Origin of the sequence: Bacillus cereus group sp. N11 (assembly GCF_016483605.1) — a bacterium.
Lineage (GTDB): Bacteria > Bacillota > Bacilli > Bacillales > Bacillaceae_G > Bacillus_A > Bacillus_A toyonensis.
In genome coordinates, this window is the sequence record NZ_JAEHBN010000007.1 from 1 (window position 1) to 22,471 (window position 22,471).

Below are 22,471 nucleotides of genomic sequence, written 5' to 3' on the forward strand. Positions count from 1 at the left end.
TAGGAAAATACAAATTAGTAGAGAAAGAAAGCTTACCAGGTTACAAACAATTAACAGAACCAGTATCGTTTGAAATCGAAAAAGGTATGACGAAAGTTTTATCATTGAAAGTAGAGAACGAACTGTTAGATAAAGGTTCAGTAGAGATTACAAAAGTGGACAAAGAAAGTGGCGCAGTATTAGCGGGCGTAACATTCGAAGTGCAAGACGAAAAAGATAAAGTAGTAACAAAAGTAACGACAGATAAAGAAGGAAAAGCAAACGTTTCAGATTTATCAGTAGGGAAATATAAGCTAGTAGAGGTAGAAAGCTTACCAGGATATAAAAAACTAGCAAAACCAGTATCGTTTGAAATTAAAAAAGGTATGACAGAAGTTTTATCACTAAAAGTAGAGAACGAATTAGTAGATAAAGGTTCAGTAGAAATTATAAAAGTGGACAAAGATAGCCAGAATGCATTAGCAGGCGTAGTCTTTGAAATCCAAGATGAAGCAGGAAAAGTAGTAACGAAAGTAAAAACAGATAAAGAAGGAAAAGCGAAAATTTCAGATCTATCTGTAGGAAGTTACAAACTAGTAGAAGTAGAGAATTTACCAGGCTACAAAAAACTAACAGAGCCAGTATCATTCGAAATTACAAAAGGTATGACGACAGTCTTATCATTAAAAGTAGAGAATGAGCAGTTAGACAAAGGCTCAGTAGAAATTACAAAAGTAGATAAAGACAGTCAAAAAGTATTAGAAGGTGTAGTCTTCGAAGTACAAGATGAGCAAGGCAAAGTAGTAACAGGAGTAAAAACAGATAAAAATGGTAAAGCAAAAATCTCAGACTTATCTGTAGGAAAATACAAATTAGTAGAGAAAGAAAGCTTACCAGGTTACAAACAATTAACAGAACCAGTATCGTTTGAAATCAAAAAAGGCATGACAGAAGTTCTATCATTAAAAATAGAAAATGAAATGGTAGATACGGGAAATGTAGAAATCACAAAAATAGATAAAGATAATAAGGCGCCGTTAGCAGGTGTAGTCTTTGAAGTTCAAGACGAAAAAGGCAAAGTAGTAACGAAAGTAACGACAGATAAAGCTGGAAAAGCAACAGTTGCAGATTTATCAGTAGGAAAGTACAAGCTAGTAGAAGTAGAGAGTTTACCAGGTTACAAAAAATTAGAAAAGCCTGTACCATTTGAAATTAAAAAAGGTATGACAAAATCTTTAGCGTTCACTGTAGAAAATGAAATGGTAGATACGGGGAATGTAGAAATCACAAAAATAGATAAAGACAGTAAAGCACCATTAGAAAATGTTGTATTTGAAGTACGTGATTCAAAAGGAAAAGTAGTTGCGAAAGTAAAAACGGATAAAGAAGGAAAAGCAAACATTTCAGATTTATCTATTGGAAAGTATGAGTTAGTAGAAGTAGAAACACCAGTAGGATACAAGCCACTTGAAAAACCAATTTCATTCGAAATTGAAAAAGGTAGAGTTACAGCATTACAATTGACTGTCGAAAATGAATTAGTGGATGTAGGAAATTTAGAAATTACAAAAGTAGACAAAGAAACGAAAGATGCTTTAGCTGATGCAGTATTTGAGATTCAAGATGAAGCAGGAAAAATAGTCGCTAAAATAACGACAGATAAAAAAGGACAAGCACAAGTTACTAATTTATCAGTTGGCACATACAAGCTAGTAGAAGTAAAAGCACCAAAAGGATATAAGCAATTGGTAGATCCGATTACTTTCCAAATTGAAAAAGGTATGACGAAATCTCTTGCTTTAACAGTAGAAAATGAAATGTTAGACAAGGGTAACGTAGAAATTACAAAAGTAGATAAAGATAGCCAAAAAGTATTAGAAGGCGTAGTCTTCGAAGTACAAGATGAGCAAGGCAAAGTAGTAACCGAAGTAACGACAGATAAAGATGGAAAAGCAATAATTTCAGATTTATCAGTAGGAAAGTATAAATTAGTAGAAAAAGCAAGCTTACCAGGTTACAAACAATTAACAGAACCAGTATCGTTTGAAATCCAACAAGGTATGACGAAAGTCTTATCATTGAAAGTAGAGAATGAGCAGTTAGACAAAGGTTCAGTGGACATTACAAAAATGGCTGCTGAAAGCAAGGAAGTATTAGCAGGAGCTGTGTTTGAAGTTCATGATGAAAAGGGCAAAGTAGTCGCGAAAGTAACGACAGATAAAGCTGGAAAAGCAAAAATCTCAGATCTATCTGTAGGTAACTACACACTTGTAGAAGTAGAAGCACCAAAAGGATATGAAAAATTAACTAATCCAATTCCATTTGAAATTACAAAAGGAATGATAAGTTCGGTTCAATTAGAAGTGTTAAACAAATTGAGTCATTTAGCACCACCAGGTCCAGAAAAGCCTGAAACAACAGATCCAGAAAAACCGGAAACAACGGATCCAGAAAAACCGGAAACAACGAATCCAGAAAAACCAGAAACAACAGATCCAGAAAAACCGGAAACAACAGATCCAGAGAAGCCTGGAACACCAAATCCAGAAAAACCTGAAAAAGAATTACCGAAGACAGGACAGAAAATGCCTGTGGAACCATATATGGGAGCATTTCTTGTAATGATGAGTTTTGGATTACTCGTATTAGGTAGAAAACAGCAGAGATAATAAAAGTGAAAAGGTATCCTTCAAGTATTTGAGGATACCTTTTTTATTTTATTTGGCATAAAAAAAGCATCTAGCAAAAGTACTAGATGCAAATAAAAATACAAGGGAAGATAAATGTCCTCACGTTTTCATAGTGTTTTGTTGAAAAAAGGGCTATCTATGTAATTAATTTTAACGCGTAAGGAAAGAAGTTTCTTTCCTTACATGTTTGAAGGGGGATAGTCCAACGGTAGGTGGGGAAAATAATGTAAAAAAACTATTGTATGTTTAAAAACGTTATGTTACATTTGTGTTACAGATAAGTTACAAAACGTAACTTTTGTTACGTTTTGTTTTCTTATGTTTTCGATAGATTACGAGTTGTAGTTCGTATTTCCAATCAACTGAGAATATTTAAAGTTGAAGAAATAACAAACTATAAACTAAAAATGGTTTTTCTATGTGTATGAGAGTGTGTAGTAAAGATTTTGAGTGGGAGCTTTATCCGCATTATTAAAATTCCTTTCGGTCTTAAAAGAAGAAGACTACCAACTATTTAGGAGTTTTAAGTAATGATAGTAAATGAAATGTACTTCCGTTCCCGCACACAATGTAGTACATATTTTACTGTTAGTCTAAGTACTACACAGATTTTTATACATATGATGTTATTGTTTTAGGAGTATATAGGGGGAGAGAAAATGAGAAAGTTATTAACGGTAATTGGACTTACATTTTTAATGTTGGCTGGATGTAGTAATGGGAACTTTGAAAAAGCAATGGATGAGGGAAAGACTGCACTAACGAATAAAGAATATAAAACAGCCTTATCGTCATTTGAACGAGCGCTAGATGAGAAAAAAGATGATTCAGATGTAAAAGTACTTATAGAACAAACGAAAGCAATGATTGAAGCAGTGAAGTTAAAAGAGGAAACAAAGGTAGAAGAGTCAATCAAGTCATTTGAAAAAGTAGAGAGCGTGAAGAATGGAAGTAATACGCTGATAAAACAAGCGAAGGAAGAACGAACAGCATTACTAGCCATCTTAGAACAAAAAAAGAAATATAGCGAGCAACTGACGAAAAGTGAAGAGTTCATAAGTAAGAAAAATTATGCAGAAGCGAAAGAGATATTAGATAAGCTAGTTTCCGAAACGAAAGGTAACAAGAACTTTGAAGAATATAATAAAAAAGCTGTAGGATTAGTTACTAAAATTGGTGAAGAGGAAAAAACTGCAAAGAGTGAAACAGCAGCACCGAAGGCACAAAAAACAGATGCAGGAACGAGTCAAAAAGTGGAGCCTGAAAAGAATCAAAAGGTAGCAACAGAAAAGAACCAAAAAACAGAGACAGAGAAGAATCAAAAGGTAGAGACAGGAAAGAATCAAGATGCATTTACTTTTGAGAAAGCTAAAGAATATATTAAAAATGAATATAAAGAAGAATATGATTACACGCTAGAGAATACGCAAGTAGAAAATGGAAAGAAATATTATCAAATAAGAGTGCGTACGACATATAAAATAGAAGGTGCAGCTGGATCAGGATTTACTGGTGTATTCAAAGTATTCGAAGATGGTACAATTGTTGAAGTGCACTAGATTGATGAAAAGAATATGATACAAAACAGTAATCTGTCAAAAATAGAGATAATAAAAAGGTATCCTTCAAGTACGAGGATACCTTTTTACATTTTAAATCGTTCTTTATGACTAATCTTTAATTATTAATCCGAGTAATGTTGCAAACTGAATAGCTTGATATGATGATACTTTACATCCTCTTAGATTGTTCACTGAAACGGTAAGTGTATCAAAATTAGAAGAACTAATATCTATTCCCTTCAGTGATGTTTGATCAAAATTTGCTTCGTCAAGGCTACATGAATTGAATTCAACTTTTTTTAGTTTACAGTCAAAAAAATCTGCATTATTTAATGAAGTTTCATTAAATATGATCTTTTCTAGTTTAGAATTTCCAAGTGAAGCTAAATTCAAAATTGAATTTTCAAATGTAACATTTCCTAAGCTAGATTCCGTAAAATTAACGCCAATTAATTTACTGTTTTTAAATTCGACTCTGTGAACAGAAGAGTTGCTTAAATTAACATTTGATAAATCGCAGTTCTCAAAACAAACATCTGTAATATCAATATTGCTAAAGTCTGTATTGGTAAACTTACAATTTTTTATCACTGCATTATATAAACGCACTCTATCTACAGATTCATTTTCAAAAGTGGAATCGATGATTTCACACATTTCTAATGTTGAATCTTCTTCATAAAAAATATCGTGAAAATTCTTTAAAGATAACTCTGGCGAAATTTTTGGTCTATCAATTTTCATATTATATCCTTCTTTCATTGAATTAGTTAGCTAGAAAAAATGTATCATCTATTTTAACCTCTTTTTTAAATAAATTCGATGATTGTAATGGCACCTAGTAACTTTTCTAAGACTGCCAAGTTGATTTTTAACCTCACTTATTTATAATCTTTTCTTTTAAGGTTTCCATATTTTACACGACCCATTTTTATTATCCTTCCACTAACTTTAACGATAAAATAATAACGTCTCCCTTTAGAGGAGAGTCAAGAATAAGGGGGCAATATAAATTGGAAAATTTATTTTCTATTGGTGAAGTTGCTAATATGAAAGGCATTACAATAAAAGCTTTAAGATATTATCATCAAACAGGCATTCTTATCCCAGTATATATTGATGCAAAAACGGGTTATAGATACTATTCGGTAGATCAATTTGTTTATATTGATATAATTAAAGTTTGTAGAGCTTTAGGAACGAGTACGAAAGAACTGCAAAAAATTTTCACGGAAAAGAATATGGATGAATTATTAAAATTTTTAGCATTAAAAAGAGAAGAAACTGAGCAAAAGATAAAAGAGATGCAAGCAGTCATTCATACGATTGATAAACTAGATAATAGTGTACAAGTCGCTAAAAAGGTACTAGTACATAATCAAATAACAATACAGTATTTTGAGAAACGTTATATCGTCACTGCTCCATGCAAAGAAGTGGGTAATTTTAAAGAATTCCTTTATTATTCAGAGGTAGATAAAATTATTCAGGAGAGAAATTTAGAAACAACGATGGAGATTGGTATAGCATATACGGTTCATTCAAAATATAGATTTGAACCAAAGTATGCTTTTTCTGTGTTATGTAAATATGATTACACACAGAAAGAGCAAAATATAGATATCTTACCAGAAGGTAACTATTTAACGCTGGCCTATAAAAAGAATAATAAAGAAGAAAGTATGGAGAAATTAAAAGATTATATAGAGAAAAATAATGTAACAATTAAAAATTGCATTGAAGTGGAATTATTAGATGAGTTTTTTAGTACGGATTCTTACAGTTGCCAAATGCAATTGCTTATAGAGAATGAATGAAAACGAACTTTAGAGTATACTCAGAAATAATATAAACTAGAAAATGAAGCTGGATTATGTAAGTACAATTGTTGAAAAGGTATCCTCACATACTTTGAGGATGCTTTTTAGTATAAAAAAAGGCATCTAGCAAAAGTACTAGATGCAAATAAAAAACACAAGGGAAGACAAAATTCTTCCCTTTTCCCGTATGTAATTATATCAAAAAATTTATAAAAAACTAGCTTTATTTTTTATATAATTGATGTGTGAAGCCGTGAAAGGAAAAGATTACACTATTTTCGTAGTTTTTTGTTAAAAAAAGGAGCTGTACATATGATTAATTTTAAACCAGAAAATTTAAATCAATTATTAAAAGTGACGCTCATAAGTGCGAATAAGTCTTATGATGCGATTAAAGATTATGAGTTTACAAAAGAAGCAGTAGTATTCCGTATAGACTTCGAATATATTGACGTTTCTCTTATGATTGTAGATATGCTAGGAAGATCGGCGGCGAGATTTAACATTTTGCCATTTGCTAAACCAGATACGAATGAGATAGATTACATCCAGTTTCAAGTGTATTCGATTAATGAAGGGAATTTTAAAGAAATGCTTGATACGATGTAAAAAACTATAATTTTACAAAAATGTATATACCAACTAATATATAAGTAATACATTCATATAATTGGAGTGATGAGATGCAGCCGTTAGAAAGGGAGATTCATTCTAATATGCTGAAAGTGTGGCGAATTCACGCTTTAATTGGGGCGGCAGTTATACTAGCAGTCGTAATTGCGTATTTCTTTTTTATGATTAACTTTAACTGGTGGGGTTGGCTGTTCGGATTGTTAGTAACAGGCGCTATTACATTTATCCCGCTTGATTATTTTGTATTTCCAAATTTACGTCAACGCTATTATAGTTACAGATTAAATGAAGAAGAGATTGAGATTCAAAAGGGAATGTTCGTTGTAAAACGTGTACTTATTCCGATGATCCGTGTGCAGCACGTAACGATTGAGCAAGGGCCGATTATGAGAAAGTATAATTTAGCAGAATTACACATTTCAACAGCAGCAACTTCTCATAGTATTCCAGGTTTAACGAAAGAAGAAGCAGAACAACTGAAAAGACAAATTGGAGAACTTGCGAAAGTGAGTGATAAGGATGTATAAGAGGCAACATCCGATCACGATATTATTGGGTATTCGAATTTCGGGTTTATTTCCTTTTATCCTTCTTGTAATATTTCGCTCTGATGAAAATGAGCCTTGGTATTTATTTTATTTTGTTTTATTGTTTCTTTTATTCGTGATGGCTATTTTCTCCGCTGTGAAATGGTATTTCAAAGTGTACTGGATTGAGAATAATATTTTACATATAAAGCATGGTGTGTTTGTAAAGAAAGAAAGCTACTTAAATAAAGAACGTGTGCAAAATGTTAGTACATCTTCTAACATCATTTATCAAATACTTGGACTTACAAAATTAAATATAGAAGTTGCAGGCGGCGGTAGTGAGCCAGAAGTGATGTTAGCTGGTATTAAAGAAGATGAAGCGAAGGAACTAATTGCTTTATTGCATAAAGAAAGAAGCGTTGTGGCTGAAGAGGTGCCTGCGGAAGAAGGTAGTAAGACAGTTTATCAGTTAAAAGCGAAAGAAATTTTATTCGCATCTATTACATCTGGTAGATTTGGATTAGTGTTTTCTATGTTAGTAATCCTTTACACAGAGTTTAATCAATTTCTACCAGAATGGCTCATCAATAAAGTGGAAGCGTATGTGATGGATAACGGTGTATATGAATTAATCGTTATGACCGCAATTTTAATGGCAATTTCTTGGGTTATTTCAACAGCAGGCTATGCGTTAAAATATGCAAACTTTAAAATTGAGCGAAACGGAAATGAAATTCGCATCGTACAAGGGTTATTTGATAAGAAAGAGTTTGTGTTAAAATTGCACCGTATTCAAGCAATTACTGTGAAAGAAGGCATTCTCCGTCAGCCTTTCGGTTATTGTTCTGTGGAAGTAGAAGTCATTCAAAGTATAGAATCCGCTGGGAATGAAGTGATGTTACATCCTTTTATGAAGAAAAAAGATGTGCAGCAGTTACTCGCATATTTACAGTTGCCGTATGAAATGGAAGAGGAAATCGTTCATTTACCGAAAACGGCATTGCGCCGTTACATCATCATGGGCTGGATTACAACTGCTGTGCTCGCTGTGTCGATCGTTAGTGCGAGTATATATTTCAAACAATATATCGCGTTATTCACTCTTATCCCGCTATGTATCGGAGTTACAATACTCGCATACGCTCGTTATACTAGCGGCGGTTATATGATGAGAGAAAATCAATTAACGATGGTGTACAGAGGTCTTGCGAAATATACAGGAATCATGCGTAGAAGGCATATTCAAGCGGTGGGGTACAATCAATCATATTTTCAAAAGAAAGACGAGTTATGTACAGCTGCCGTATCGGTAGCAGGGCATCGTTATAAAGTGAAGCACATGCGAAAAGAGGACACACTTCGTATATATAATTGGTACAAAGAAAAAGGAAACACCAGTGCGTAGTGGTGTTTCCTTTTTTGTTATTAAATGGATATCTTTAGTCGAATCGTTGATATATTTCAAGATGTGATAGATATATTCGAAAAATCGTTGATATATTTCAAGATGTGATAGATATATTCGGAAAATCGTTGATATATTTCAAGATGTGATAGATATATTCGGAAAATCGTTAATATAATTTCACGTACTGATAGTGTTGTATTACTTTTTAATTAAACTAACACATCAAAAGTAGTCACAAAAGAAGGACGAGAGAAAATACTCTTTTGCTGTTCTGCATGTGGATGTGCCTGAGCCTGTGATTGTCCCTCTGCTTGCGTGGGGCGTTTTTTATGAGCGTTTTCGAATGAACGTGATTCTGTCCAGTCTTTAAAGTTTTGCTCTGTTTCCCACATCGTTAAGATGACATATGTATCGTTACTTAATGGGCGTAGAACGCGGATCGCTTGAAATCCTGGTTCGTTTTCAATAAGGCCTGCACGGTTTTTAAAACGGTTTTCAAATACCGGGCGACCTTCGTCTGTGACAGAAATGTTATTACAAACAATATAGCCAGGTTGTCCTTTAAATTCGCCAACAGCATCTAGTACGTCATATTGAAGAGATCCTTCTACAGATTCTTCTGTATTTTCTTTATAAAACATATCTTTTTCATTATATTTTGCAGTGAGATGTGCTTGTTCTAGAGGTGTTTCGTATGAAATAATAGCCTTCATTTTAATGCCCCCTTACTTATTTGTTTCTATTATATCAACTCTCTTAAAAAACTTCGAAGATTATATACATAAAGATACTTCTTTTTCAAATAATAAATGTACCATCATTTGGAAAGAAGGCCGATGTATGAAGAAAGTAAAGTGGACTTTATTAGGTGGGTTAGCGACGCTTGTATTAGCGATTGTAATCTATAAACTTATTGTGTTAGCTGGTGGCTATATGATGGATGAAAAGCAGCTCGTTTTCCACTCTTCATCACGTATCGTTGACCAGAAAGGGAAAGAAATTACGAAATTATACGTAGAAAATAGAGACCTCGTACCAATCGAGCAAATTCCAAAATACGTGCAGCAGTCGTTTATTGCGGTGGAAGATTCTCGTTTTTATGAGCATCAAGGAATTGATTATCCGTCAATATTCCGTGCTCTTTATAAAGACACGTTAGCTGGAGAGAAGGTCGAAGGCGGTAGTACGATTACGCAGCAACTTGCTAAAAACGTCTTTTTAACTCGTGAAAAAACATTTACGCGTAAGTTGAAGGAAGTCGCAATCTCCCTTCAATTAGAGCAAAAATATACGAAGCAACAAATTCTTGAAATGTATATGAATCATATTTATTTTGGACATGGAGCTTACGGTATTCAAGCTGCAGCAAAGTTGTATTTTAATAAAAATGTAGAAGATTTAACAGTAGAAGAAGGGGCAATGCTTGCAGGTCTTCCGAAGTCACCAAACGGATATTCACCGTATTTCTCTCCAGAGAAGAGTAAGGAGCGCCGTGATCTCGTATTGTCACTTATGCATAGACAAGGTTATTTGACTGCTGAAGAAAGCGTTCGCTATCAAGGAAAGACAATTGCTCTATATAAAAACTTAGATGAGAATGAACTCGCATATATGCCGTATATTGATATGGTCATAGATGAAGCGGCTCGTTTATACGGATTGTCTCATCAAGAAGTACTTCGCGGAGGATATACGTTTGTCGTATCGATGGATGAAAAGATTCAAAAGGTGGCGTATAACCAGTTTCAAGATGCGCGAAATTTCCCTGGTAAAGAAAATGGGGCGCAAGGTGCATTTTTATTAATGGATAATCGTACGGGCGGGATTAAAGCTGCGATTGGCGGAAGAAAGTATGTCCCGAGAGGATTTAATCGTATTTTTGCAAAAAGGCAACCGGGCTCTGTTCTGAAACCACTTATCGTCTATGCACCAGCATTAGAAACGAAAAAGTATAATCCGTATTCGTTATTAACAAATGACAAAGCTTCTTTTGAAGGTTATGAACCTCGAAATTACAATCGTCAATATACGAAAGAAATGACGATGTATGATGCGATTTTAGATTCAGCAAACGTACCGGCAGTTTCTTTATTAAATGAGTTAGGGGTCGAAGAAGGAAAGCAATATTTAGAGAAAGGAAATGTTCATATTGCAGATACTGGGTTAAGTACAGCGCTTGGTGGGCTGAAAAACGGTGTTTCACCATTTGATCTTGTAAAAATGTATCGTGCATTTTTAGCAAACGGCAATATTATTGAGCCACATGTTATTGATAAAGTGTTAAATAGACACGGCGCAGTCATTGGAGAATCGCCAAAAGTAGAGACGAAAGTCTTCTCGAAACAAACAGCATGGTATATGACGAAAATGTTAGAAGGAGTTGTAAAGGAAGGGACAGCCAAAGTAGGTGTCTATAACGGTGCGTTGGCTGGAAAAACGGGTACCACTTCAATTCCTAATGATGATAATGGAGCAAGGGATATGTGGTTTGTTGGATATACGCCGAATTTAGTGGGAGCAGTTTGGGTCGGCTATGATCACACGGATAAAGAGCACAAATTGCAAGGCGAAAGTGCAGCTGCAACGAAGTTATTTAAGAAAATTTTAACGAAGGCAAATGTAGAACAGAAAGAAAAGTTTATGCAGCCAGAAGGTGTAGAAACGATTGGTGCCCCAATTCGGTTGCACAAGATTGAAGATGTAAAAATGAAACTATCATTTAGTCCTTTCGGTTTATTTAAAGCAAAATTAAGCTGGACACCACTTCCAGATGAAAGAATTATGTATCGAATTTATAGAGTGGAAAACGGAATTCATACGCATGTGAGTACTGTAACAGGTGTCGGAGAATATGAGGAAAAGTTTATTAACATATTCTCAAAACCGAGTTTTTACGTTGTGCCATTTAACACACAAACGAACCGTGAAGGAGAAAAGTCAAAAGTAGCTAAACCGTAGATTTTCTCTGTGTTATAATAAGAATGTTGTGAAAATAGTAAGCGGTTTTACGAATGTTTGTGTCAATTTCATGAACAACGTACATAATGTTATGCAATTTGTTTTTACAAGCTGTATAGTAAAAAAAGATAAATATCGGAATAGAACGTATTTAAAGCAAAAGCATTGGTAGGGAAGGGAGCAAGGGTCTTGGTAAGAACTATAAATGAGACATTTTTAAAAGCATGTAGGGGGGAACGTACAGAGTATGTACCAGCATGGTATATGCGTCAAGCAGGTCGTTCGCAGCCGGAATATAGAAAGATAAAAGAAAAATATTCTTTATTTGAAATTACACACAATCCAGAGTTATGTGCTTACGTTACAAAGTTACCAGTTGATCAATATAACGTAGACGCAGCAATTCTTTATAAAGATATTATGTCACCACTACCTGCAATTGGTGTGGATGTAGAAATTAAATCTGGTATTGGACCAGTAATTGATAATCCAATCCGTTCTTTACAAGACGTAGAAAAACTAGGGGAAATCAATCCAGAAGATGACGTACCATACATATTAGATACAATTCGTTTATTAACGACAGAAATGTTAGATGTACCGTTAATCGGTTTTTCAGGAGCTCCATTTACATTAGCGAGCTATATGATTGAAGGCGGTCCATCTCGTAACTACCATAATACGAAAGCGTTCATGTATGCAGAGCCAAAAGCTTGGTTCGCTTTAATGGATAAACTTGCTGATATGGTTATTACATATTTAAAAGCGCAAATTAACGCAGGAGCAAAAGCAGTTCAAATTTTCGATTCATGGGTTGGAACAGTAAATGTAGTAGATTATCGCGTATTTATTAAACCAGCAATGGAACGTATTTTTGCAGAAGTTCGTACGATGGGTGTACCGATGATTATGCACGGCGTAGGAGCTGCACATTTAGTGAACGAATGGCATGATCTGCCTCTTGATGTAGTCGGTTTAGACTGGCGTTTACCGATTGAAGAAGCGCGTGCACGCGGCGTTCATAAGGCGGTACAAGGTAATATGGATCCTTCGTTCCTACTTGCACCATGGTCTGTTATTGAAGAACATGTAAAAGGTATTTTAGATCAAGGGATGAAGCAGCCGGGTTATATCTTTAACTTAGGTCACGGTGTATTCCCAGAAGTAAATCCAGATACATTAAAACGTTTAACTACATTTATTCATGAGTACTCTAAAGAACAGTTAGCGAAGTAAAGGAGATTGGCTGTATGAAAAAGAAAATTGGTTTGCTTGTAATGGCATACGGAACGCCATATAAAGAAGAAGATATTGAACGTTACTATACACATATTCGCAGAGGAAGAAAGCCAAGTCCTGAAATGCTAGAAGATTTAACAGAGCGTTACCGTGCAATTGGTGGTATTTCTCCTTTAGCTACTATTACATTAGAGCAAGCTAAAAAGTTAGAAATGCGTTTAAATGAAATACAAGATGAAGTAGAGTACCACATGTATCTTGGTTTAAAACATATTGAACCGTTTATTGAAGATGCGGTACAAGCTATGCATAACGATGGAATAGAGGATGCAATCGCACTTGTTCTTGCGCCTCACTATTCTACATTTAGCGTGAAATCATATGTTGGACGAGCGCAAGAAGAAGCTGAGAAACTTGGAAACTTAACAATTCATGGCATTTATAGCTGGTATAAAGAACCGAAGTTTATCCAGTATTGGGTCGATGCAGTGAAAGGTATATATAACGGTATGTCAGAAGCAGAACGTGAAAAAGCAGTATTAATCGTATCTGCTCACAGCTTACCAGAGAAAATTATCGCACTCGGCGATCCATATCCAGATCAATTAAATGAAACAGCTGATTATATTGCAAGGGGCGCTGAAGTAGCAAACTATGCAGTAGGATGGCAAAGTGCAGGAAACACGCCAGATCCTTGGATCGGTCCGGATGTACAAGATTTAACGAGAGAATTAAATGAAAAGTACGGTTATACTTCATTTGTTTATGCACCAGTTGGATTTGTTGCGGAACATTTAGAAGTTTTATATGATAATGACTTTGAGTGTAAAGTGGTGACTGATGAAATTGGCGCGAAATATTATCGTCCAGAAATGCCAAACGCATCGGATGCATTCATTGATTGCTTAACGGATGTTGTATTAAAGAAAAAAGAATCTGTATTGTAAGAAGAAAGGGGGAGCCTGCTTGAGGAAAAAAGTTGTGATCATCGGCGGTGGTATCACAGGATTAACAGCTATGTATCACTTACAAAAAGATATTCGTGAGAAGGACTTGCCGATAGATACATTACTTGTAGAAGCGTCGGGTAAACTTGGCGGGAAAATTCAAACCGTTCGAAAAGATGGATTTACAATTGAACGCGGACCGGATTCTTTTTTAGCACGAAAAGAAAGTGCGTCTAGATTGGTGAGAGAATTAGGTCTTGGCGATGAACTTGTAAATAATAAGGCCGGTCAATCATTTATTCTCGTAAACAATCGGTTACATAAAATGCCGAGTGGATCAATGATGGGAATTCCAACGCAAATTACACCGTTTCTATTTTCCGGGTTGTTCTCCCCAATTGGTAAATTAAGAGCTGGTTTTGATCTGTTAATGCCTAGATCAAAACCAGTATCTGACCAATCACTCGGGCAGTTTTTCAGACATCGCCTCGGAAACGAAGTGGTTGAAAACTTAATAGAACCATTATTATCGGGTATTTATGCAGGGGATATTGATGAAATGAGCTTAATGTCGACCTTCCCGCAAATGTATCAAATTGAGCAGAAACATCGCAGTATTTCACTCGGTATGCGTACGCTCGCTCCGAAAGAAGAGAAGGCTGAACCGAAAAAGGGAATCTTCCAAACGGTGAAAACAGGTTTAGAATCTATAGTAGAATCTCTCGAAGTGAAGATGCATGAAGGTACGATAATAAAGGGAACTCGCATTGAAAAAGTTGCAAAACTGGGGGATGGTTACACGATTACTCTTAGTAACGGAAAAGAAATAGAAGCGGACGCCATCGTAGTGGCAAGCTCACATAAAGTATTGCCTTCTATGTTTGCGCAGTATAAACAATTTCGTTTCTTCCGCAACATTCCGTCCACATCAGTTGCGAATGTAGCACTTGCTTTTCCGAAATCAGCCATTCAGCGCGATATTGATGGAACGGGATTTGTCGTATCACGAAATAGTGACTTCTCCATTACAGCATGTACGTGGACACATAAAAAATGGCCGCACACAACGCCAGAAGGTAAGGTACTTCTTCGCTGTTACGTTGGACGCCCTGGTGATGAAGCGATTGTAGAACAAACCGAAGAGGAACTCGTTCAGCTCGTACTAGAAGACTTACGAAAGACGATGGATATTATAGAGGACCCGGAGTTTGCAATCGTAAGCCGCTGGAAAGAAGCGATGCCTCAATATACAGTAGGTCATAACGAGCGAATGAAAAAGCTTACAACATTTATGGAGAAAGAATTGCCAGGTGTGTACTTAGCTGGAAGTTCTTACGCTGGTTCTGGTCTGCCAGATTGTATTGGGCAAGGTGAGTTGGTAGCGCAACGTGTGTTATCATATATTGAAAAAATAGTAGAATGTGAACGAGATGCTTTGAATGTATAAAAAACTACCACTTCCTAATGAAGTGGTAGTTTTTTATTGGAAAATAGAAGTTTGTACCTTACATATTCCATCTGTTTTTAGCATAAGTAATTTTTGTTTTAAACGTATAGCTGAGATTAATTTTTTGTAAAACTTGTCGAAATATAGTTCTATATAACGAATCATTTGTTATGATAGATATGCTGAGAAAATATGAAATAGGGAGAGGAAAATAGCTGTGAAGAAATTGTTAAGTGTCTTTTTATCATTATTACTATTGCTTTCATTTACTGGAACTTTAGCACAAGCAGAAGAAACTACTTCTATGTCGGTAGAAAAAGCAATTCAAGTATTCAAGCAGCAAGGGAAAACGAAGGGGATAGTAGAAGGATATATTGTCGGATATACGCAAAGTCCTTCTAAGTACACGAGGGATCCGGCTAAGTTTGACGACACAAATGTGGCAATTGCCGATTCACCAAACGAAACAAATCCAGATAAAATCATGCCTGTTCAGTTGCCAAAAGGCGATGTGAGATCGGCAGTGAATGTGAAAGATCATCCTGAAAATATTGGGAAGAAAGTTAGCTTAACAGGGACGCTTGAATTATATTTTAGTAGTCCGGGTTTAAAATCAGTAACAGCCCATAAGTTTCAAGGGGAAGAACAAAACCGTGTTAGCGATGTAGTGGCTTCACCTGGGGGCGGGGAAGTTGCGAAAGGAACAGCGGTAACATTAACAACGAATACAGAAGGAGCAACAATTTACTATACGTTAGATGGTTCTAATCCTACAAATAAGAGTGTTCGTTATAGCGGACAAATTGTAGTGAATGAAAATAGTGTGATTAAAGCAATCGCAGAGAAAGAAGGACTTACTTCTTCGGCGATTTCTACATTTTCATTTATTATCGTAAATAATGAACCAGTTCGTATTCATGATATTCAAGGGAAATCACATATTTCTCCTTACAAAGGGAAGAAAGTAAACAATGTGGAAGGCGTTGTAACAGCGCTTGATAAAAATGGTTTTTATATAGAAGATAATAAACCGGATAATGATCCAGCTACTTCAGAAGGTATGTACGTATACAAAAAAGAGGCAAATGTAGCAGTTGGAGACCTTATTCAAGTTGATGGAGAAGTAGAAGAATATGTTGGGCCTGGATATGCAGAAAGGTTTGAAACAGACTTAACAACGACGGAAATTAAGGCGAGTCGCGTTGCTGTAATCGCAAAAGATCAACCTTTACCAGCACCCATCGTACTCGGAGAAAACGGTGTGAAAATTCCTGATCAAATTATCGATAATGATGCATTCGGTTTATTTGATCCAAATGAAGATGCAATCGACTTTTATGAAAGTATAGAAGGTATGCGCGTTACGATGCCAACACCAAAAATTATTGCACCTCAGAAAAACGGAAATTTATATGTAACAGTAAAAAATAGCGGGGATAAAGTAGTAACGAAATATGGTACACCTCTTTTAGATGAAAATCAATTAAACCCAGAGCGTCTTTCTGTAAAAGTACCTCGTGATTATGTAGCAAAAGTAGGAGATACTTTCACAGGAGATATAACAGGGGTAGTAGGATATGATTACGGTTCGTTCCGTATTTCGCCAGTGACGGAATTACCATCTGTAGTGGACGGTGGGTTTAAGCGAGTAGGGGCAAATATTCAGCCACGTCTTGATAAATTAACAGTTGCTACATATAACATTGAAAACTTCTCAGCAAATAAAAAAGAAACGACGGACGAAAAAGTAAAAGAGTTAGCGTATTCTATTAAATACAATTTAAAAATGCCAGATATTATCGGTGTAGAGGAAATGCAAGATAATAATGGATCAATTAATGATGGGACAACAGATGCTTCATTAAGCGCAAAACGTATCATTGATGCAGTTCTAGAAATTCGCGGACCGAAGTATGAGTATGTAGAAATTGCGCCAAGCAACAATCAAGACGGGGGAGCGCCTGGAGCTAACATTCGCGTCGGTTTCTTCTATAACCCATCACGTGTGAAATTAGCAACAGTACCGAAGTTACTTGATAAAAATGTAGTTCGTATTGGAGACGAAAATGCATTATTTGATAGTACACGAAAACCGTTAGCAGCAGAATTTACATTCCAAGGACAAAACGTTGTTGTCGTTGCAAATCACTTAAACTCAAAACTAGGAGATGCAACGCCATTTGGAAAAGTGCAGCCGCTCGTATTAAAGAGTGAAGAAAAACGAATTCAATTAGCGCAAGAAGTAAATCATTTCGTACAAGGTATTCAGAAAAAGAATGCAAATGCACCTGTTGTTGTATTAGGTGATATGAACGATTTTGAGTTCTCGAAACCACTAAAAGCATTAGAGGGAACAATCTTAAAAGATATGCTAAACACTGTGCCGAAAGAGAATCGTTACACGTACATTCATGAAGGGAATGCACAAGTGTTAGATCATATTTTAGTAACGAACAACATCGCACCGCACACAATTGTAGACCCAGTACACTTAAACTCAAACATTATGAAAGAGCATGGACGTGTAAGCGACCACGACCCAGTACTTGCTCAAATTGATTTGAAGAAAGCTTCTTAAAGTGAGAGAACGCTTAGGTAACTAAGCGTTCTTTTTTTGTTTTTGCATCGTCATTTAATTACAAAGAGGGGATTCTTTTTTTTGTAATCTGACGATGTAATTAATCGAATATTCTGTTTTATAGAAAGGGAGGTGTAGTTATATGGTAGCCCAACTAAATGGGAAATTAATGAATCAACTAGCGATTTTTTTGAGTGTTTTTATATTGATTCAGTTTGTAGCTGATGTAACAGGTCTTACGCAATCACTAGGTATTCATTATTTAGGTACAATAAGGCAGAGCATCACTTATACAGCATTTGGTTTAGCTGTGATTTTTACTATATTGGGTATGAAAAAGGAATTAAGTAAATATGCAATTATTTCTTTATGTTCGGCGATAGGAATACAAATAATTTATATAGTTGTTATTGTAGTTTTATGGATGTTGGCAGGGACACCGTAAAGTATTGTTCGTTTTTTTATAGAAAAACCTATTATTATGAAGTGCACCTCCAATTGTTAGACACGGTCTAACAATTGGAGGTGCACTTTTATTCCGATTATTAGTCTTCCCCAATCGGGCTTTTACGAGCAGTTGATTTCCCACCTGACTTCCTTGTATTCACTGAATTTTGAGGTGGGCATCTAGCTATTTAGAGCTTGATTTCTGTGGGGAATTTTAGGGTTTCTTAAGCAAACCGTAGCGGTGGTCATTTTATTTGGAAAATAGAGTGTAACTAATTGCAAAAGATTATATATAGAAACTCTTTTTTGTAAAATTCATGGTAAAATTAATTGAATATTCAGGTTTTTAAAAAGGGGGGGGCAACGATGCAGGTACAACTAAATGGAAAATTAATGAATCAAATCGCAATCTTTTTTAGTAGTATCGCCATGCTTCAGTTTATAGCTGAAGTAACAGGATTTACGCAAAATTTAGATATTACGTATAACTTAATAAATACAACAACGTCATATATAACATTTAGCTTGGCAGTGATTTTTACTTTAATAGGTGCAAGAAGAGAATTGAGTAAATATGCAATTGTTTTATTATGTTTAGTAGTAGCTATTAAAGCGATTTATTTTGTAGCTATTGTTATTTTATGGGGATTGGCTGGTACGCCGTAAATGAATAAAAAACCTAATTTCCAAGAAGACATGAGGAAATTAGGTTTTTATGCTTGAAACGCTTTTCTACACCGATCCCTTCTTTGCAATCTTCTTTTGTACCTTTTTCTATCACGCTGTACGCCTTTTATATACATGCATAGGCTGAAGAAGAAGAAGAAGGCACATTGTATCGTTAATATATACGATGACATGCCCTGTAACGGTTGCTTTGGATCATATAAATGAATAGGTGCTCCGCCTATTGTAGGGAATATCGTATTGAGCAGGACGTAAGGAATGGAGGTAACTGCAAATGGAAACAGAATCGCCATATAGTCCTTTTGTGACCATGCAGATGCAGCAAGTCCTAAAAGAGCCATTAACCCTGCAAATAAAAAATTAATTCCGATATATACAATAATATAAGTGATGGGGGAGCCGTAATATAAGTTTGCGAACATCCCGTTGTCATTTATAATACCTGAACCGGCTGCGGGTGCTCCGTTTGGAATGGTTAATTTGCAAAATAATAATGATAAGATAAATGGAAACGTATAAAGAAGTCCTCCGCAAAAAAATGTAACGATATATTTCGTTACTGAATAAGGAAGTAACGAAATTTCTTTACTTATAAATGTCTTAAAACCATCTGATTTATCTGAGTTGTAACTTGTACTAAAGGGGAGACTTGCAATCACAAACATCCATTTCATTGTCGCGAAATCCAATCCATTTAAAAGCCGTTGTTACAAACGCATCCGTTCCGTCTCCAATATAACGAATTACATAATAATAATGATAGATAGAGATAAGAGCTAATCCACTAAACATAATAATTAAAGAAACACGATTACAAAAAGCTTGCTTTATACTTAAACGAAGCGCACGCATCATGACTGAAAAAGCCTCCACTATTTTGATAAACTTGTCTATTTTCTATATTACTATTAATTGTAAAGATTTTCTTGTTTTTTTATTTGATTATTTGAAAAAGAGGAATTTTGTTGTTGTTAAGTAAGGTTTATCTGAAAGTATATTTTCTAAAATATGGTTGACAATTAAGTATTACATTTGTAATCTTAATTGTAGATTACAAATGTAATACGAAGGAGTGAAATATCTATGACAAATCAATTACCTAAAATATCTGAAGCTGAATTAGAAATTATGAAAGTACTTTGGTCTAATTCTCCACAAACAGCGAATGAAATTATAGAAGAATTAGAAGATGCAATGGAATGGAAACCGAAAACAATCCGTACATTAATTAATCGGTTAGTACAAAAGGAAGCCGTTTCGTACCATCAAGATAAAGGGCGTATGTATGCTTATTATCCGTTAGTATCACAAGATAATTATTTGCAAGTTGAAACGAAATCTTTGCTAAAGCGTTTTTGCGGCGCTGCGTTTAAGCCATTACTTGTTAATTTCTTAAAAGAGGAAAAATTGTCTTCAGAAGATATTAATGAACTAAAACGCATTTTAGACGAGAAGACAGAGGAGAATAAGAGGAAGGATCGATAAAAATGATAGACACGCTTATAAATGTATACCTTCCTCATTTTTTTGATTGGCTTATAGAAACGTCACTTATGGCCAGCATATTAGTTGGATTTATTTTATGTATAAAAGTTCTATTTAGAAATAAATTAACGCCCCGGTGGCAATATATGCTGTGGATCGTATTAATGATAAGACTCCTTTTACCATGGTCGCCAGATAGCTCTTATAGCATTTATTCATTACTTTCTTATAGTTCTAGCGTATCGGAAGTTATTCCAAAAAATATGCCGTCGTCTAATGAGAGTATGATGAACATAGAAAGTGATCATGCAGTGGAATTAGAATCAAATGCTGAAACTGTGATAAAAAATAGCGAACAGAAAGTAAGTACGAGTACGGAGCAACAGACTACATTTTCTTTATCCAAAATTGTTTTGTATGTTTGGTTAGCTGGGGTAATCATATTAGCAGTCATAACGTTTATTACAAATAGGCGGTTATATTCGTACATAAAGAAACAACCGGATATTTCGGAGAAACAGGTCGTTACAGTGTTTAATCGCTGTAAGCAGTCTATGAAAATGAAGAAGGCAGTTTCATTACGTTTAGCAGGAAAGATTGCGAGTCCAACTGTTTTTAGTTTCTTTCGTCCGAAAGTATTACTATCGAAAAAACATATGAAAGTATTAAATGAGCAACAATTACAATATGTCTTTTATCATGAGTTAGCTCATATTAAGAGAAACGATGTAGCTGTAAATTGGATTATGTATAGCCTACTGCTATTAAATTGGTTCAATCCGATTCTTTGGTACGCCTATTTCTGTATGCGAGAAGATCAAGAATTAGCCTGTGATGCATATGCGCTTACTTTTATAGATAAAGAGGATCAAATTGCATACGGTCATACAATTATTACCCTTCTAGAACACTATTCCTATCAAGCACCAAGCCTAGCAAATTTAAGTAGAAATAAACGAACACTAAAAAGGAGAATCGTTATGATTAAAAAGTTCCAAAAGAAATCGTATCGTCTTTCTTTACTTGGAGTTATTGCTATAGTTGCTATAGCATCTCTTTCTTTATTCAACGCACGTGCAACGGAAGGGAAAGAAAAACAAGAGGATAAAGTAGAGCAGTCAAAGGATGCTTTCCAAAATGCTGTAGATATGCTGTTTGGTACAGAAGAAAATGCGAAAAAAGAATATCGTTATTCAGCAAGAGTGTATGAAGAAAAGACGGATTACTTATATTTAGCTGAAAAGGCTTTAACAAAAGATGAGTTTGAGCAGTACATAAAATTATATAAGAAAGTTATTAATATCCAGAAAAAAGGTGCTCCGAGAGATTCTGATTACGAGTCAATAATTTTTAGAGAAGAACGTTTAACAAAAGCTGATCGTGAAAAATTATATGTACTTTATGATCAGTCAAAACCATTTGATGACAAAGTGCACGAATCTATAAATTACACGGTAAAGGAAGCGCAGGAACATGTTGATTTTCAAATTAAGAAGCCAACTTACACAATCGAAGGATACAATCTGAAGGATGAAAAGGTAAGTTATTTTATTAAGAGAAGACCTGAGTTAATTATTGAATTAGAGTATACAAACGGAAAAGGGAACTATACAACTTATCAATCACAAGTTTTTGGAGAAAGTAAAGATCCGTTCCATGCTTTATTTGTTGTAGAAGAAAACATTGAACAGTACGAATTAGAAGGTAATCAAATATTCTATGCGACTCATAACTCAGATAGTAATTTACAAGGTATGAAGATGATTGTTCCTGCAAAAGGGAAAAATAGTGCGTATCAAATTGTCATTATTAATCATAGTTTAGAGGATCCTGGAGAAGCAGTATTTGATAAAAATGTAAATAAAGAAGAGTTAGAGAAGGTTATGCTTTCTATGTTGAAATGATAAAAAGGTGTTCTTAAGATGTATATCTCTAGAACACCTTTTCCTTTTCTCTTTTCTTCTGATAAACTATGGACAGTATGGTATACACTGACTTTAATTTTTTATACTGGAAATAATAAAAAAGAGAACTTGTATAGAATGTAAGCGTGTGGTAATA

General features: G+C 34.9%; 17 protein-coding genes and 1 pseudogene. 15 read left to right on the top strand and 3 right to left on the bottom strand.

Features of this window, described 5'->3' with window-relative positions:
* Window positions 1-2,648 (top strand): SpaA isopeptide-forming pilin-related protein (locus tag JDS98_RS12800; protein WP_199633948.1); only part of this gene is annotated, 2,648 nt, incomplete at its 5' end.
* A gap of 680 nt (window positions 2,649-3,328) precedes the next feature.
* Entirely contained in the window at window positions 3,329-4,228 is a 900-nt protein-coding gene (locus tag JDS98_RS12805; protein ID WP_097958815.1) for a hypothetical protein, read from the top strand.
* 111 nt (window positions 4,229-4,339) lie between these two features.
* Here the strand turns inward: JDS98_RS12805 and JDS98_RS12810 are convergent, their stop codons facing one another.
* A complete protein-coding gene (locus tag JDS98_RS12810) occupies window positions 4,340-4,975 on the bottom strand; it encodes a pentapeptide repeat-containing protein (protein ID WP_000687251.1) in 636 nt (211 codons plus the stop codon).
* Window positions 4,976-5,244: 269 nt separating this feature from the next.
* On the opposite strand from JDS98_RS12810, the gene JDS98_RS12815 reads away from it, so the two are divergent.
* From JDS98_RS12815 to JDS98_RS12830, 4 genes are all read left to right on the top strand, one after another.
* Complete coding sequence (locus JDS98_RS12815) at window positions 5,245-6,048, top strand: MerR family transcriptional regulator (protein WP_000429187.1); 804 nt, start codon at window positions 5,245-5,247, stop codon at window positions 6,046-6,048.
* A gap of 315 nt (window positions 6,049-6,363) precedes the next feature.
* A complete protein-coding gene (locus JDS98_RS12820; RefSeq protein ID WP_000606830.1) occupies window positions 6,364-6,660 on the top strand; it encodes a hypothetical protein in 297 nt (98 codons plus the stop codon).
* A gap of 74 nt (window positions 6,661-6,734) precedes the next feature.
* Window positions 6,735-7,211 carry a PH domain-containing protein gene (locus tag JDS98_RS12825; protein WP_001182713.1) on the top strand — a complete coding sequence of 159 codons (477 nt, stop codon included), beginning with the start codon at window positions 6,735-6,737 and terminating at the stop codon, window positions 7,209-7,211.
* Entirely contained in the window at window positions 7,204-8,619 is a 1,416-nt protein-coding gene (locus JDS98_RS12830; RefSeq protein ID WP_199633949.1) for a PH domain-containing protein, read from the top strand. The genes JDS98_RS12825 and JDS98_RS12830 overlap by 8 nt, the downstream gene beginning before the upstream one ends.
* 212 nt (window positions 8,620-8,831) lie before the next feature.
* On the opposite strand, the gene hmoB is transcribed toward JDS98_RS12830, so the two are convergent.
* Window positions 8,832-9,335, bottom strand: coding sequence for a heme-degrading monooxygenase HmoB (hmoB, locus tag JDS98_RS12835; RefSeq protein ID WP_199633950.1), 504 nt, complete (start codon window positions 9,333-9,335; stop codon window positions 8,832-8,834).
* Between the two features lie 127 nt (window positions 9,336-9,462).
* Between hmoB and JDS98_RS12840 the strand changes: the two genes are divergently transcribed.
* From JDS98_RS12840 to JDS98_RS12870, 7 genes are all read left to right on the top strand, one after another.
* The gene (locus JDS98_RS12840; RefSeq protein ID WP_199633951.1) at window positions 9,463-11,580 is read left to right on the top strand and encodes a transglycosylase domain-containing protein; all 2,118 of its coding nucleotides are present in this window, start codon (window positions 9,463-9,465) and stop codon (window positions 11,578-11,580) included.
* 189 nt (window positions 11,581-11,769) lie between these two features.
* Entirely contained in the window at window positions 11,770-12,816 is a 1,047-nt protein-coding gene (gene hemE / locus JDS98_RS12845; protein WP_070172836.1) for a uroporphyrinogen decarboxylase, read from the top strand.
* A gap of 14 nt (window positions 12,817-12,830) precedes the next feature.
* Window positions 12,831-13,766, top strand: coding sequence for a ferrochelatase (gene hemH / locus JDS98_RS12850; protein WP_199633952.1), 936 nt, complete (start codon window positions 12,831-12,833; stop codon window positions 13,764-13,766).
* A gap of 19 nt (window positions 13,767-13,785) precedes the next feature.
* Window positions 13,786-15,213: a protoporphyrinogen oxidase gene (gene hemY / locus JDS98_RS12855; protein WP_199633953.1), complete on the top strand. Its 1,428-nt coding sequence runs from the start codon at window positions 13,786-13,788 to the stop codon at window positions 15,211-15,213.
* Between the two features lie 211 nt (window positions 15,214-15,424).
* Window positions 15,425-17,791 carry a DUF6359 domain-containing protein gene (locus JDS98_RS12860; RefSeq protein WP_199633995.1) on the top strand — a complete coding sequence of 789 codons (2,367 nt, stop codon included), beginning with the start codon at window positions 15,425-15,427 and terminating at the stop codon, window positions 17,789-17,791.
* A gap of 142 nt (window positions 17,792-17,933) precedes the next feature.
* The gene (locus JDS98_RS12865) at window positions 17,934-18,236 is read left to right on the top strand and encodes a hypothetical protein (RefSeq protein WP_000226526.1); all 303 of its coding nucleotides are present in this window, start codon (window positions 17,934-17,936) and stop codon (window positions 18,234-18,236) included.
* Window positions 18,237-18,604: 368 nt separating this feature from the next.
* The gene (locus JDS98_RS12870) at window positions 18,605-18,904 is read left to right on the top strand and encodes a hypothetical protein (protein WP_001198068.1); all 300 of its coding nucleotides are present in this window, start codon (window positions 18,605-18,607) and stop codon (window positions 18,902-18,904) included.
* Window positions 18,905-18,951: 47 nt separating this feature from the next.
* Here JDS98_RS12870 and JDS98_RS12875 read toward each other — a convergent pair.
* Window positions 18,952-19,780: pseudogene (locus JDS98_RS12875) on the bottom strand (hypothetical protein).
* 228 nt (window positions 19,781-20,008) lie between these two features.
* Between JDS98_RS12875 and JDS98_RS12880 the strand changes: the two are divergent.
* Both JDS98_RS12880 and JDS98_RS12885 read left to right on the top strand, forming a co-directional pair.
* Window positions 20,009-20,410: a BlaI/MecI/CopY family transcriptional regulator gene (locus JDS98_RS12880; RefSeq protein WP_000184505.1), complete on the top strand. Its 402-nt coding sequence runs from the start codon at window positions 20,009-20,011 to the stop codon at window positions 20,408-20,410.
* Between the two features lie 2 nt (window positions 20,411-20,412).
* Window positions 20,413-22,314 (top strand): M56 family metallopeptidase, encoded by a 1,902-nt coding sequence (locus tag JDS98_RS12885; protein WP_199633954.1) that lies wholly within the window; start codon window positions 20,413-20,415, stop codon window positions 22,312-22,314.
* Window positions 22,315-22,471 lie beyond the last annotated feature (157 nt).

What these genes read in the sequence shown, in the direction of transcription:
- hmoB (WP_199633950.1), bottom strand. Translation starts at nt 9,335, where the DNA reads ATGAAGGCTATTATTTCATACGAAACACCTCTAGAACAAGCACATCTC.
- JDS98_RS12865 (WP_000226526.1), top strand. Translation starts at nt 17,934, where the DNA reads ATGGTAGCCCAACTAAATGGGAAATTAATGAATCAACTAGCGATTTTT.
- hemH (WP_199633952.1), top strand. Translation starts at nt 12,831, where the DNA reads ATGAAAAAGAAAATTGGTTTGCTTGTAATGGCATACGGAACGCCATAT.
- JDS98_RS12820 (WP_000606830.1), top strand. Translation starts at nt 6,364, where the DNA reads ATGATTAATTTTAAACCAGAAAATTTAAATCAATTATTAAAAGTGACG.
- JDS98_RS12830 (WP_199633949.1), top strand. Translation starts at nt 7,204, where the DNA reads ATGTATAAGAGGCAACATCCGATCACGATATTATTGGGTATTCGAATT.
- JDS98_RS12840 (WP_199633951.1), top strand. Translation starts at nt 9,463, where the DNA reads ATGAAGAAAGTAAAGTGGACTTTATTAGGTGGGTTAGCGACGCTTGTA.
- JDS98_RS12810 (WP_000687251.1), bottom strand. Translation starts at nt 4,975, where the DNA reads ATGAAAATTGATAGACCAAAAATTTCGCCAGAGTTATCTTTAAAGAAT.
- JDS98_RS12805 (WP_097958815.1), top strand. Translation starts at nt 3,329, where the DNA reads ATGAGAAAGTTATTAACGGTAATTGGACTTACATTTTTAATGTTGGCT.
- JDS98_RS12825 (WP_001182713.1), top strand. Translation starts at nt 6,735, where the DNA reads ATGCAGCCGTTAGAAAGGGAGATTCATTCTAATATGCTGAAAGTGTGG.
- JDS98_RS12880 (WP_000184505.1), top strand. Translation starts at nt 20,009, where the DNA reads ATGACAAATCAATTACCTAAAATATCTGAAGCTGAATTAGAAATTATG.
- JDS98_RS12870 (WP_001198068.1), top strand. Translation starts at nt 18,605, where the DNA reads ATGCAGGTACAACTAAATGGAAAATTAATGAATCAAATCGCAATCTTT.
- JDS98_RS12885 (WP_199633954.1), top strand. Translation starts at nt 20,413, where the DNA reads ATGATAGACACGCTTATAAATGTATACCTTCCTCATTTTTTTGATTGG.